At 69.9% G+C, this 13315-nt stretch carries 13 protein-coding genes; 3 read left to right on the forward strand and 10 right to left on the reverse strand.

Features of this window, described 5'->3' with window-relative positions; genetic code table 11:
- Window position 1: 1 nt before the first annotated feature.
- Complete coding sequence (locus VYJ16_RS08490) at window positions 2-817, reverse strand: ATPase (RefSeq protein ID WP_336349880.1); 816 nt, start codon at window positions 815-817, stop codon at window positions 2-4.
- The gene (locus VYJ16_RS08495) at window positions 814-1086 is read right to left on the reverse strand and encodes a DUF5827 family protein (RefSeq protein ID WP_336349881.1); all 273 of its coding nucleotides are present in this window, start codon (window positions 1084-1086) and stop codon (window positions 814-816) included. The genes VYJ16_RS08490 and VYJ16_RS08495 overlap by 4 nt, the downstream gene beginning before the upstream one ends.
- Window positions 1087-1251: 165 nt before the next feature.
- Between VYJ16_RS08495 and VYJ16_RS08500 the strand changes: the two genes are divergently transcribed.
- The gene (locus VYJ16_RS08500) at window positions 1252-2304 is read left to right on the forward strand and encodes a histidine kinase N-terminal 7TM domain-containing protein (RefSeq protein ID WP_336349882.1); all 1053 of its coding nucleotides are present in this window, start codon (window positions 1252-1254) and stop codon (window positions 2302-2304) included.
- Between the two features lie 87 nt (window positions 2305-2391).
- Here the strand turns inward: VYJ16_RS08500 and sod are convergent, their stop codons facing one another.
- The 6 genes from sod to VYJ16_RS08530 all read right to left on the reverse strand — a co-directional run bounded on the left by sod (window position 2392) and on the right by VYJ16_RS08530 (window position 9577).
- Window positions 2392-3003, reverse strand: coding sequence for a superoxide dismutase (sod, locus tag VYJ16_RS08505; RefSeq protein WP_336349883.1), 612 nt, complete (start codon window positions 3001-3003; stop codon window positions 2392-2394).
- Between the two features lie 158 nt (window positions 3004-3161).
- Window positions 3162-4049 carry a UbiA family prenyltransferase gene (locus VYJ16_RS08510; protein WP_336349884.1) on the reverse strand — a complete coding sequence of 296 codons (888 nt, stop codon included), beginning with the start codon at window positions 4047-4049 and terminating at the stop codon, window positions 3162-3164.
- A gap of 220 nt (window positions 4050-4269) precedes the next feature.
- The gene (locus VYJ16_RS08515) at window positions 4270-5961 is read right to left on the reverse strand and encodes a histidine kinase N-terminal 7TM domain-containing protein (protein WP_336349885.1); all 1692 of its coding nucleotides are present in this window, start codon (window positions 5959-5961) and stop codon (window positions 4270-4272) included.
- 184 nt (window positions 5962-6145) lie between these two features.
- Complete coding sequence (locus VYJ16_RS08520; RefSeq protein ID WP_336349886.1) at window positions 6146-7570, reverse strand: cryptochrome/photolyase family protein; 1425 nt, start codon at window positions 7568-7570, stop codon at window positions 6146-6148.
- Between the two features lie 84 nt (window positions 7571-7654).
- Complete coding sequence (locus VYJ16_RS08525) at window positions 7655-8233, reverse strand: hypothetical protein (RefSeq protein WP_336349887.1); 579 nt, start codon at window positions 8231-8233, stop codon at window positions 7655-7657.
- A 282-nt stretch (window positions 8234-8515) separates the two neighbouring features.
- Window positions 8516-9577 (reverse strand): phosphotransferase family protein, encoded by a 1062-nt coding sequence (locus VYJ16_RS08530; protein ID WP_336349888.1) that lies wholly within the window; start codon window positions 9575-9577, stop codon window positions 8516-8518.
- 169 nt (window positions 9578-9746) lie between these two features.
- On the opposite strand from VYJ16_RS08530, the gene VYJ16_RS08535 reads away from it, so the two are divergent.
- Both VYJ16_RS08535 and VYJ16_RS08540 read left to right on the forward strand, forming a co-directional pair.
- Window positions 9747-10412: an SdpI family protein gene (locus VYJ16_RS08535; RefSeq protein ID WP_336349889.1), complete on the forward strand. Its 666-nt coding sequence runs from the start codon at window positions 9747-9749 to the stop codon at window positions 10410-10412.
- A 79-nt stretch (window positions 10413-10491) separates the two neighbouring features.
- On the forward strand, window positions 10492-11196 hold the full coding sequence (locus VYJ16_RS08540; RefSeq protein WP_336349890.1) for a glycerophosphodiester phosphodiesterase: 705 nt from the start codon (window positions 10492-10494) through the stop codon (window positions 11194-11196).
- Window positions 11197-11215: 19 nt separating this feature from the next.
- Here VYJ16_RS08540 and VYJ16_RS08545 read toward each other — a convergent pair whose 3' ends face one another.
- Together VYJ16_RS08545 and VYJ16_RS08550 are read right to left on the reverse strand one after the other, a co-directional pair.
- On the reverse strand, window positions 11216-12709 hold the full coding sequence (locus VYJ16_RS08545) for a DASH family cryptochrome (protein ID WP_336349891.1): 1494 nt from the start codon (window positions 12707-12709) through the stop codon (window positions 11216-11218).
- Window positions 12710-12834: 125 nt separating this feature from the next.
- Window positions 12835-13224: a secondary thiamine-phosphate synthase enzyme YjbQ gene (locus tag VYJ16_RS08550; protein ID WP_336349892.1), complete on the reverse strand. Its 390-nt coding sequence runs from the start codon at window positions 13222-13224 to the stop codon at window positions 12835-12837.
- Window positions 13225-13315 lie beyond the last annotated feature (91 nt).

Genomic DNA, 13315 nt, shown 5'->3' on the forward strand with positions numbered 1-13315 from the left:
GCTACGAGAGCGCGGTGGAGACGAGCGCGTCGTACGCGACCTCGTAGGCGTCGGCGACCGCAGCGGGGTCGCGTCGGGCGTCGCTCGCGAGCGCGGGCAACGCGACGGTCGCTTCGGGCTCGCAGTGCTCGAGGACGTCGCTCGCGGTCTCCTCGAGGCGACCCTGGCGGGCGCTGCCGCCGACGACCGACCGCGCTTTCAGGTAGCGGTCGCCGTCGTAGACGCGAGCGCGCCCCGGGTCGACGACGCCGACGGCGTCGAACCCGACGTCCGAGAGCGGGACCGCGACGTCGCCGTAGGATTCGACGACCGCGCGGTCCCGAGCGCGGACGGCCTGGGCGACCGCCTCCAGTGCTCTCGCGTGCAGGTCGCGCATGACGTCGTTGAACGCCGACACGGAGTCCACGCGAACCGCGTCCGCGAGCGGCAGGCTGGACGCGGCGGACGCGGGGAGGTCCGCGTCGGCGTGCACGACGTACTCGTCGGTGCCGTCGACGGTCACGCGGTCCAGCACGAACTCGCGGTGGCTCGCGCCCAGGAGGCCGCTTCCCCCGCCGGCGCTCGGCCGCCAGAGCCGATGCAGTGGGTTGATGGCTTCGGGCGTGACCGCGTCGGCGCTCGCCGCGGCGAGGCGTCTCGCGTCCTTCCCGAACATGCGGCCGTCGCTGGTGGCACGCTGGTAGTCGTCGTGGTCGAACCAGTAGTCGTTCCCCGCCCGCGGCTTGAACCCGGTCGCGTCGACGTGCTCGCACAGTCCCGTGGAGAACGTCGTCTTCCCCGCGTCGACGCGGTCGCCGCCGGCGACGAGCAGCCTCATTCCGCGTTCTTGACGCCGTAGTACCCGGGTTCGTCGTCGCTCTGGGGTTCCGCGATGACGAGGTCGTCGCCGTTGTACACGATCCACGGGATCGCCCAGTCGAGGAGCACCGCCTCGGTGGATTCCTCGAGCGCGGCGTCCGCGTCGAGCCCCTGCATGAGGCGCGCGATCTCGTAGAGCGTGTACATCTGGTCGGGTTCGAGCAACTTCTCGGGCGTCGGGAAGTCACACGGCAGAAGTTCGTCGAAGTCGTCCTTCGGAACGGGCATACCCCTCGATTGGGTGACGGGCGTCGTAAACCAACTGGTCTCCGACGGCACACGCACGCCTCCGCCGCGACCTTGGATACGAAAGGTCTCGACGGCGCTCGGGCGGGACGCGTCGAGCACGGGCCGAATCGCTTTTGTTCCGTGACTCGGATTTCGCATCTAACGATGGTCTCGGTCACAGAAACGTACCTGATACTCCTCATCGGGTCGACGCCGTTCATCCTCGCAGCATTGAACAAGGTCCTGAACAACCTGCATCGACGCGGGTCCCGGCCGCTCGCTGCGCTCCTCGTCGGCACGCTCGTGTGGATGCTCTCCGCGCTCGCCGTCGAGGTCGCGCCCTCGTTCCGCGTGGGACTGTACGCGAACCGCATCCAGTACTTCGGTATCACGGTGGTTCCGGCGGCGTTCCTCCTGTTCGCGCTCGCGTACGTCGACCGCGAGGAGTTCGTGAACCGGTACAGCGTCGGACTGCTGTCGCTCGAACCGCTCGCCGCCATCGCGCTCGTGTGGACGAACCGCAGTCACGACCTCTGGACCGCGGGCGGCGTCGTCCGGAAGGGCGCGACGTACGTCTCCGACGGCGCGCAGGTGACGTGCGACGCCGTCATCTGCTTCGGTGACAGCGGGCAGGCGTTCGTCGCTCACACGTTCTACTCGTACGCCATCCTCCTGGCGGGCGCGGTCCTCGTCCTGTCGCGGCCGCTGCGGTCGTCCGCGGTGCCTCGCGGCCAGGCGGTGTCGATGGCCGTCGCGGTGTTCGCGCCGCTGGCCGCGAACGCGCTGTCGCTGTTCGTCCTCCCGAACGGGTTCCCTGACCTGACGCCGATCGCGTTCGGGGTGTCCGGCGTCGCCATCGCCGTCGGCCTCTACCGCTACTCGCTCGTCGAGACCGACGCGCTCACCGGCGCCGCCGGCATCGACGAACGGGACGGCGGCGCGGTCGTCGTCGACGACACGTCGGTCGCGGACCTGAACGTCGAAGCCGCGAAGGTCCTCGGCGTGGACGCGGACACCGCGGTCGGCGCCCCCGTCGAGGAGGCGTTCGCCGGACAGTCGGTCCTGCTCGACGCGCACCGGGACGACCCGCACTCGGTCGCTGACGAGACCGTCTCGGACCCGATCTCCGGCGAGACCTACGAGGTGACCGTCGAGACCGTCGAGCCCGACGGCACCCCGCGAACGGGCTGGGTGTACGGGTTCGAGACGACGGAGTGACCGAGTGCTAGGCGCGACCGCTGGTCGGTCGTGGGCGTCGCGAAGAAAATGCGGTGATGTGTTCGACTCGTCGAGTTGGGACGCGACTTACTCGTGCTTGCTGACCGTGTTCTGGTACTGCTTGGCGACGTTGTCCCAGTCGATGACGTCGAAGAAGCCGTCGATGAAGCTGCCGCGGTCCGGGCCGTAGTCGTAGTAGTACGAGTGCTCCCAGACGTCGCAGGCGAGGATGGGGTGGCTGCCCCAGAGCGCGCCCTGGTCGTGCTTGTCGACCTTGACGTTGCGAAGCTGCTTCGCGACGGGGTCGTAGACGAGGAGCGCCCAGCCGCCGGCGGCGCCGGCTGCGGCCTCGAACTCGCCCTTCCAGCCCTCGTAGGAGCCGAAGTCCTCCTCGATGCGTGCGCGGAGGTCGCCCTCGGGTTCGCCGCCACCGTTGGGGTCCATGTTCTCCCAGAACAGCGTGTGGAGGTAGTGTCCGGACCCGTTGTGCGTGACGTTACCGATGGCGCCCGCGGACGAGGAGAAGTCGCCGGATTCGCGGTTCTCGGCGAGTGTCTCTTCGGCGGCCTGGAGACCGTTCACGTAGCCCTGATGGTGGGTGTCGTGATGCCACGTGAGGACCTGTTCGCTGATGGACGGTTCGAGCGCGTCGTAGTCGTACGGAAGGGGCGGCAGTTCGGGGTTTGAATGTTCAGACATGAAGTCTCACCTCGTGCGAATATATCTCGCGTGAGCTACTTAACCGTTTAGCAGAGGTATGCTAGCACGTGGCGCACAACGGCGTGCCATCGCGATGGGGTACCACCGACTCGTGGGGAACTCACCGCGAGCCCGGGCCGACTGCGGTCGGCGTGGGGTCACGCGGCGAGTGCGACGACGAGGAGGACGAGTCCGTAGTTCGCGTCGCGCAGCAGGCAGACCCGGGCGTCGTCCCGGCCGGTGTCGACGCACCTCGTGACGCCGACGGAGGCGACGGTCGCGACGCCGAAGACGACGCCGACGGCGACGGGGAGGACGCCGGTCGCGGTGGCGGTGGCGTAGGCGGCGAGCGCGGTCGCGTCGACGGCGTACAGGAACCGGCGCGTGCGTGCGGTCCCGAAGACGACGGGGAGCGTCCGGACGCCTTCGGCGCGGTCGCCGGTGACGTCGCGGACGTTCCGGACCTCGAACGCGACCGCGGTCTGGACGAGGTAGAACGCGAACGCGACGCCGGCGGTGGCGGTGAACGCGCCGTCGACCCAGACGATGGGGAGTGCGACGGTCGGGAGCGCCCAGCTGACGGCGACGAGGAGCGTGCTCGCGCCGAGGACGTCCTTGAGACGGCGGTCGACGACGGGGAGCCGGACGCTGTAGGCGACGGCGGCGACGGCGGGGAGGAGCGTGAGCGCGAGCGCGAGCGGGCCGGCGGTCGCGGCGAGCGCGAGCGCGAGGACGGTCGCGACGCCGGTTGCGACGGCGAGCTCGCGGCGGTAGCGGCCGACGAACCGTGCGCGTTCCGGGGCGTTCGTCTCGTCCTCGGCGTCCACGAGCTTGTTCGACGCGTATATCGCGAACGCCATCAGGCCCCCGACGGCGACGGCTGGCGACAGTGCGAGGTCCAAGAGGAGGACGACGGTGAGGACCTTCGCAGCGGCGACCGCGGCGTCGACGGTGGACGTGTGCACGAGCGCACTGGCGACGCCGCTCGGGGTGGGGAGGTCGAGGCTGGGGTGGCGGTGCTGGACGCGTTCACCATCGGTTGACATACCAAAACAAATCACCACCAGCTACTTAACAATTTCTTGAGTTAAGATGTTTCCATCTGGTTACCACGAACCGAAAACTGAACTCACTCCCCGATATCGAAAATACTGCCAGTTCCTGTTGAGTCACTGCTACGAACGCTCGTCTGGACGCGGTTCGGAACGCGACCCGGTCGGTCAGACGCCCCGGTCGACAGGAGACAGAAAGTGCGGTGAGACGCCGTCAGGCGTCCGGGTCGCCGTGACGCGGGAACCGCAGCGAGACGCCGTCCTCGGTCACGGTCGTCTCGCCGCAGAGCCGTTCGACGCCCCAGTGAACGAGCCAGCACGCCAGCTCGTCGGACGAACCCACGTCCACGGTGGCGTCCGCGTCGACGCCCTCCGTCAGCAACCGACGGTGCGTCGCGGACGGGGGCGCACCGGGGATGGAAAGCGTCACACTCACCGCGGTCTCGTCCACGACCTCGATGTCGACGACGATACCGGCGGCGTCGTCGCTCTCCGCCGCGTGCGTCGCCCCGAACCGGAAGAGCGCGCGGACCGTCGGCTCGAACAGCCCCTCGCAGTACGCCCACTCGCCCAGCGGCGCGTCGACGGTCACGTCCAGTTCGGGCGACGACTCCCGGACGGCGTCCGCCTCCGCCTGCACGACCGGAACCACGTCCACCGGCTCGAAGGACTCTCCGGCCTCCAGGAGCGCCTCGAACTCCTCGGCGACGTCCCCGACCGCGAGCGCGTTCTGCGCGTGCTCGCGGATCTCCGCGGTCGCCACGGCCTCCTTTTCGGACGCCGCCCGCGTCGCGCGCGTCGACACGACGCTCATCTCGTCCCGGAGCGTCTCACGGAGCACGCGATTCAGGACCTCCGTCCGGCGCTGTCGACGTAACTCCGGCGTCGCGTCGTGGAGCGTCACCACCCACCCCGAGTGCTTCCCGCGGGACGTCGTCACCGTCGACGCGGACACCTTCACGTGCCGGTCCTCGCCGTCGACGGACAGCGTCGCCGTCTCCGCGCCGAACGCCGCGAGCTCGTCCACCGTCGACGCCGTCGGCAGCACCGACTCCACCGACTGACCCTGGAGCGCCTCGGCGTCCTCGCCGAGCAGTCCCGCCGCAGTCCCGTTCGCCTCGAGGACGGTCCCCGTGACGTCCACCGTGAGGACGCCGTCGTCGAGTTCCGCGACCACGCGGTCGTCCGCGATACGCGTCGTCACCGGCCCGGACTCCAGGAACGAGAACCGTTCGAGGACGGCGAGAGCGACGACGCCGGACAGCACGAACGAGAACGGCGTGAGGTTCACCGTCGGCGCCCACGCGAACCCCAGCAGGTGCACGACCTGGACCGCGACCGGGATGAGCGTCGCCACGACGAGCGCACCCGCTTGCGTCCGATGCGGTGATTCCGGGTCGATGACGACCTCCGTGAGGAACCACAGCGCTCCCGCGAGCAGGAAGTACTGGTGCGCGAAGAACACCCAGAACCCCGCGTTGAGCGTCGAGGCGCCGAGGCCGCCGGCGGTTGCGAGCGACCGCTCAGCCCACATGAGGTGATGCATCGGATTCGTCCACACCGCGACGAGCGTCGCTACCGGGACGACGAGCAGGCCGGCGACGGACTGCCGCGTCACGAGGTTGTCTCGCCCGGTGTACTCGAGGACGAACACGAGCCACGCGACGGGCACGAAGACCGTGCCGAGGTACTCGATGCGGAGGAAGGTGAGGTACGTCGCGTCCGTGGTCGCGAACAACTGGAGCGCGTACGCCCCACACCATATCGTGATACATACCATCTCCGCGGTGAACGCCATCGCGCCGGGACGGTCGCGCGACCGATACGACCGGACCGCGATCGCGATCGCGACGGCGAGCGTCGCCGCGAGTGCGACCAACCACGTCACGGGCGGTACCTGCAGCATCACCGCGCCACCCCGGTTTCCATCCCACCCTGCATGTTAGTGACATCACTCGGCGCCCGCGTAAATATCTACCCGCCAACATGCATCGGCGTGGCCGCTTCCGAACTGCTGGCGGGAGTATCGACTCGCAGTCGGGTAACGCGGCGGTATCGACGCAGGGGGTTGGGCGAGCGGGACGCGGCGGTCACTCGCCGCGTGCGGACTTGTACATCGCGAGCGCCGCTTCGCGGCGGTCGCCGTGGTCGACGATGGGCGCGGGATAGTCGGGTGCGACGCGGTTCCGCTCGGAGAGCGACAGTTCGTGCCAGGAGTGTATCTGGTCGGGGTCGGCGTCACGGAGCTCGGGGACGTACTCGTGGATGTACTCGGCGTCGGGGTCGTAGTCCGCGCCCTGGGTCATCGGGTTGAAGATACGGAAGTACGGCTGGGCGTCCGTGCCCGTGCTCGCCGCCCACTGCCAGCCGCCGTTGTCGTTCGCGGTGTCGTGGTCGACGAGGTGCTCGCGATAATGGGCGTATCCTTCGCGCCAGTCTATCTGGAGGTCCTTCGTGAGGAACGAGGCGACGATCATCCGGACGCGATTGTGGACGTACCCCTCCTCGCGGAGCTGGCGCATCCCGGCGTCGACGATCGGGTACCCGGTCTCGCCGCGCTTCCACGCCGCGAGCTCGTCGGGGTCGTCGCGCCACGCGATCTCGTGCTCGTAGGTCTTGTAGTTCGACGACACCACGCGCGGGTTGTAGTGGAGGACGTGCGTGTAGAACTCGCGCCACGCGAGCTGGCTGCGGAACTCGGAGACGCTCTCGCGCGCGCTCTCGTCGTCGGCGAGGTCGCGTGCGGCGCGGACCTCCTCGTCGACCTCGCGGACGCCGATGGTCCCCCACTTGAGGTCGGCGGAGAGGTGGCTCGTGCAGTCGTCGGCGGGGTAGTCGCGGCGGTCGGCGTACGCGTAGACGTCCGCGTCGAGGAAGGAGAGCAGGCGGTCGCGCGCCGCGTCGGTCCCGGCGGTGGGGAGGTCGGCGGTCGCGTCCTCGAACCCGAGGTCGCCCTGGGTGGGGAGGTCGCCGGGGTCGACGTCGACGTCCGCGGGCGTCCAGAGCGCGTCCGCGTCCGGGGCGTCGTAGGGCGCCGCTTTCTCGCGGTCGCGCCACTTCTTCCAGAAGTACGTGTACACCTGGTAGGGGTCGCCGCCGTTCGTCGTGATGCTCCCGGGCTCGTGACAGATGGCGTCCTCGAAGTCGGCTCGTTCGAGGTCGGCGTCGGCGAGGGCGTCGCGGACGTCGGCGTCGCGCTCGCGGCCGAGTCCGGAGTGCGCGCGGTTCCAGACGACGCGCTCGGCGCCGACGTCGGTCGCGACGTCGACGAGGACCTCTCGTGGGTCGCCGCGACGCACGAGGAGGTCGCTGCCGCGTTCGCGGTAGTCCGCTCGGAGCGACTCGAGGGCGTCCAGCATGAACGCGACGCGGTTCGACGAGGCGTGCGCGAGGACGTCGTCGTCGAAGACGAACACGGGGACGACGGCGCCGCGGTCAGTGGCGCTCGTCGCCGCCGCCGACAGCGAGACGTTGTCGCTGCACCGCAGGTCGTCGCGGTGCCAGTGCAGTTGCATACGTCGCCCTCGGGGCCGTGGGGTACTGAGCGTGGTGCCAACAGGTTAGGGACTCGCGGGTCGCCGCCGTGGTCGCGTGGTCGCTCAGCTCCGGCGGTGTGGCGGGACGACGCGCTCCGTCTCCGGGGCGGCGAAGGGGTTCGTGCGGATGCCGGCGCCGAACCCGAGGAGTGCCGCGAGGACGAGGACGACCGCGCCGACGGGCGGGTAGACCGCGCCGATGCCGACGATGACGACGACGGTGGCGACCCCCCAGACGGCGTCGTCGTGCCCGAGCCGCGCGGCGACGAACTCGCCGAGCGCGACCAGTCCGATGCCCGTCCAGACGACCGCGATGCTCGCGAGCACGAAAAGGATGGGTGCGGCGAGCATCGACGCGACGTCGCTCCGGGTCGCGCCGTACCAGAGCGCGCCGACCGACCCGCCGAAGAGCCCGAAGACGACGGTTCCGAGGAACGTCGTCGTGATCGAGTGCCTACGTGCTTTCCGTGCGCCGCGTTCGCCGTACTCCGGGAACAGCCCGACGAGCGTGACCGCGAGGACGACGGTGCCCGCGACGACCGTCGCCGCTCGCGCCGCCGCCGGGAGCGCCCAGAACGCGTCCCAGTACCCCGCCAGTTCGAGGAACGGGTCGATACCTGTGTTGAGTGTGATTCCGTCCATCTTCCCCCTCTGGTTTAATCATGCCGCACTATCACTTAGTTGTGCGCGTTGAATATCACGAATTCATCGTATAGCGGTTGGTAATACAAAGCCCCTTGTGGGAGATTGGAAGCCGTGCTCGGCGGCGAGTCCCGGCTCCGTTCTCGACGGCGACGTCAGAAACGTCGTACAACGAAAGTAGCGTTGTCTAGCGGTACAGGCTCTCGATGGATGCACCACGAGACCGCCGGTCGCGAGCGAGGTCGCGGTCGCGTTCAGAGCGGGGCGTCGTCGACGATGCGATCAGAGCGGGGCGTCGCCGTCGATGATGCGTTGGGCGCGCTCGGCGAGCGCCGGCACGGTCTCGCGCATCTTCGGGTAGAGGGGGTCGTCGGCGTCGCCGCTGAGGTGGCGCGCGAAGAACATCTCGCCCAGGCCCGCGAGCTTGTAGACCGCGAGCGCGCGGTAGAACCGGTCGTGCTCGTACTCGTAGCCGGTCGCGTCCTCCCAGCGCGCGACGAGGTCGCCCCGGGTCGGATACTCCTCGTGCGCGAGGAACGCGGGGAAGAACTCGTCGGCGACCGTCTCCTCGTCGCCGGGGTCGCGCCAGAACGACAGCAGCCACCCGAGGTCCGTGCGCGGGTCGCCGAGCGTCGCCATCTCCCAGTCGAACACCCCCACCAGTTCGGGGGGCGTCCCGGGCGCGAACATCACGTTGTCGAGCTTGTAGTCGCCGTGCACGAGGCTATGGGGGTGCTCTTCGGGCGCGTGCTCCTGGAGCCACGCCATCACGTCGTAGAGCGCCTCGACCTCGCGCTCCTCGGCGGTGGTGTCGAACGCCCACATGAGCTGCTGGCTCCACCGCTCGACCTGCCGCTCGGCGAACCCCTCCGGGTGCCCGAACTCGCCGAGGCCGACCGACGCGGGGTCGACGTCGTGGATCGCCGACAGCGAATCCACGAGCTCCTCGCCGAGACGCTCGCGGTGCGCGCTCGTCGCGAACCGCTCCGGTTCGTCGTCGCGGATGACGTCGCCGTCGAGCTTCCGCATCAGGAAGAACTCCGCGCCCACGACCGACTCGTCCTCGCACGCGAGCACGGTCTCCGGGAGCGGCACCGGCGTGTCCTGCAGTGCGTCCATCACGCGGTACTCGCGCAGCACGTCGTGAGCCTTGTCCGCGGTCTCGCCAGCGGGCGGCCGCCGCAGCACGTACTCGTCGTCGCCATGCGTGACGAACAGCGTCTCGTTCGAGTGCCCCGCCCGATGCCGCGCGACCGAGAACGCGTCGACCGCGCCGAGTTCGTCGTCGAGGTACGCGCGGAGCGCGTCCTCGTCCACGAGCCGGTCCGCGTACGAATCCGTCATGCCCGAGGCGTCGGGACGGCGCGTCCTAAACCCTCGGCAAGCGGCAGGCACCGGTCGGTCGCAGCTCCCGTCGCCAGCGCACGCGCCCGAGCGTCCGTCGACGTTTGCGCGTTCCACGCCCTGCAATCCTGACGAACGATTTACACCCTGGTGCGTCGTACTTGCAGGTATGGGAACGAAACGCCGTCTCGCTGCCGGTATCGTGCTCGTTGGGGTCGCGGCCGCGGCGAGCGCGTTCGCCCTCCCCGACCTCCCCGAGCGGACCGCCATCCACTTCGGGCCCGGTGGAACGCCCGACAGCTACACCTCGCCGCTGTTCGCCGCTGCGTTCGTCCCCGCGCTGATGCTCGCGCTCCTCGGGCTCTTCGAGGGCGTCGTGCGCGTCGACCCGCTCCGGGAGAACCTCCGCGAGTCCGAGGGCGTCTACGACGCGCTCGTCCTCGCCACGCTCGCGTTCCTCGTCGTCGTCCACGCGCTCGTCCTCGCGTACAACCTCGGGTACGACGTCCCCATCACGGACGCCGCGTTCGTCGCCGTCGGCGTCCTGTACGTCGCGCTCGGCGCGGCGATGCGTCGCGTCGACCGGAACTGGATCGTCGGGTTCCGGACGCCGTGGACGCTCTCGGACGACGTCGTCTGGGAGCGCACGCACGCCGTCGGCTCGATAGCGCTCGTCCTCGCCGGCGTCGTCACGGTCGCCGGGACTCTCGCCCTGCCCGCGTACGGGGTCTGGTTCGTCGTCGGTACCATCCTCGCCGTCGTCGTCTTCACGTACGCGCACTCCTACGTCCTCTACCGCCGCCGGCACCCCGACGGCGAGTCGACGACGCCCTGAGTTCGGTCGCGGAAGCCGCTCGCTGGCGACGACGCCAGACGCGCAACGTACTTCTTCCCGGCCGGTCGACCGTCGACCCGTGCAACTCGTCGCTCACCGCGGGTTCGCTCGCGAAGCCCCCGAGAACACGCTCGCCGCGGTCCGGCACGCCGCCGACGCCGGCGCGAACGCCGTCGAGGTGGACGTCCGCGCCGCCTCGGATGGCACGCCCGTCGTCGTTCACGACGCGAGCGTCGACCGCGTCACCGACGCCACGGGCGCAGTCGCGGACTTCGACCCCGACGAACTCGCCGCACTGGACGTCCTGGCGTCGGGCGAGGGCGTCCCGACGCTCGCAGCCGTCCTCGACCGCGCGAGCGACCGTGGACTCGCCGTGAACGTCGAAGTGAAGGAGCCAGCGGTGGCGGACGCCGTCGTCGACGTCGTCCACGACGCCGCGTTGCCGACGACCGCGGTCTGGGCGTCGTCGTTCGACGCCGACGCGCTCTCGCGGGTCGCAGAGGCGAGCGCCACTGGGGCCGGGGGACCGATCGACACCGCGTACCTCTCGGGGACGCGCCGCGAGGACCCCGTCACCGTCGCTCGCGACCTCGACTGCACCGCCGTTCATCCCGCGTACGACCTCGTACTCGCCGGTGACCTCGTCGAGCGCGCACACGCCGCCGGCCTCGACGTCTACGCGTGGACGCTCGACAGCCCGTGGGTCGCGCGCGTCGTCGCGAACCGCGGCGTCGACGGGCTCATCAGCGACGTCGCGCTCGCCGAGTACCGCGGTCTGCCGTAGCGTTTGGCGGGGAACCGCGTCACCGCAGTTTCCCGTAGGACGCGTCGAGGTTGATGACGGGCTCGGGGTAGTCCTCGCCGAGGACGACGCCGTGGGCTTCCTGTTCGTCGGGCGTCAGCTTCCACGGCTCGTGGGCGTACTCCGGCGGGAGGTCGCGGAGTGCCGGACACCAGCGTTTGACGTAGTCCGCGTCCGCGTCGTATTGCTTCGCCTGCTTCACGACGTTGCAGTACGAGTCGCGGCCGTCGTTCCCGACCTGGCTCTGGTACGCCCAGTTCCCGTAGTTCGCGGCCGGGTCGTAGTCGACGAGCCTGGTCTCGAAGTACGCCGCGCCCTTCCGCCAGTCCACCCGGCAGTTGTTCGCGAGGAACGAGGCGACGTTCTGGCGGCCGCGATTGCTCATGAATCCCGTGGCGTTCAGTTCGCGCATGTTCGCGTCCACGAACGGGATGCCGGTCTCGCCGCGCTTCCAGGCGTCGAGCAGGCGGTCGTTGCCCGTCCACTGGATGTTCTCGCGTTCGCGGATGCCCTCGCGCCGGAAGTGCTGGCTGCCGTGTTTCGCGAACTGGAACTGGAAGAAGTCCCGCCAGAGGAGTTCGAACCCGAGCCAGTACGTCGAGTCGTTCGACACGCGCTCGCGCTCGTAGGCCTGAACCTCGCGGTGGACGTACCGCGGGCTGAGACAGCCGAGGTTGAGCCACGGGGAGAACTTCGAGGAGTAGTCCGCGCCGAGCAGGCCGTTCCGGGTGTCCTTGTACTGGCGGAGGCGGTCGCGCTGCCAGACGTACTCGCGGACGCGTTCGAGGCCGCGGGATTCCCCGCCGTCGAAGGGGAGGACGGCGCGTTCGTCCGTCGGCGCGACGGCGTCCCAGTCGCTCGCGTCCGCGACACCGAGGTCGCTCGGGTCGGGGAGCGTGCCGGCGTCGAGGTCGCCGTCCGCGAGCGCGCTCGGGACGCCGGGAAGGCCGGGTTCGCCGAGCGGGTCGCGGGGCTCGCAGTCGGGCGCGTGCTCGACGTCCTGCCGGAACGGCGTGAACGTGTCCGGGACGTCCTCGACGGGCATCGGGAGGTCCTCGGGGTGGTAGAGCGTCGACCCCCACCGCGGTTCGAGGCGCGTCCCCTCGGGGAGCGCCTCGCGGACGCGTTCGCGGACCGCGTGCTCCTCTGGCGTCGGGTAGCGCTCGCAGTACACGACGTCCGCGTCGACCGCGTCCGCGATTCGCGAGATGGCGCGAGCGGGGTCCTCGTGCGCGAGCGCGAGGTCGCTGCCCGCGTCCCGCAGGGACTCCCGGAGGTCCGCGACGCTCTCGGCGACGAACCGCGCTCTGCGCGCGCCCGTCTTCTCGAACGCGAACGACGCGGGGCCGCCGTACTCGCGTTCGCCGTACGTCTCGGGGTCGAAGACGTAGACGGGCAGGCACTCGCCGGCGCGAGCGGCGTGGGTCAGTGCGTAGTTGTCGTGGACGCGCAGGTCCCGTCGCGCCCACCAGAGGGCCGTCTCGATGTCGCTCATACCCAGGGTAACGGCCGCGAGGAGTAATGGAGGGAACCGAACCAGTTACCCATCCCGACGCCTGCAGCGAGCGTCCCGGCGCACGCCGGCGAGGGGGCCGGCGCTCGCGACCCCGGCGCTACCGGTCACTCGCCGACGAACTGGACGCGGAACTCGCGCTTGCGCGGGCCGTCGCACTCGACGAACAGCACCGACTGCCACGTCCCCGTCTCCAGCTCGCCGTCCACGACGGGGATGGTCTCGCTCGCACCGAGGAGGGTCGCGCGGAGGTGCGAGTCCGCGTTCCCGTCCAGGCGGTCGTGCGTCCACCCCTCGTCCGCGACGACCTCCCCGAGGAAGTCGACGATGTCCCGCCTGAGCCGGTGCTCGTCCTCCTGGAGGCAGACGCCGGCGGTCGTATGGCCGACGAACACCGTCGCCACCCCCGACGCGTCCGCGGGGACGGCGTCCCGGACGTCGTCCGTGATGTCCACCGTCGTCAGGCGCTCGTCGGTCTCCAGGGCGAACGTCTCCATGACGGACGGTCTTGGCGCGGTCACCGGTTAAGCGTTCGGTCGCCGGAACCCGCCGAACGCGCCGCTCGCGCTCGCGGGACAAGACACTTAC

Source organism: Halorubellus litoreus, assembly GCF_037081675.1.
Lineage (GTDB): Archaea > Halobacteriota > Halobacteria > Halobacteriales > Natrialbaceae > Halorubellus > Halorubellus litoreus.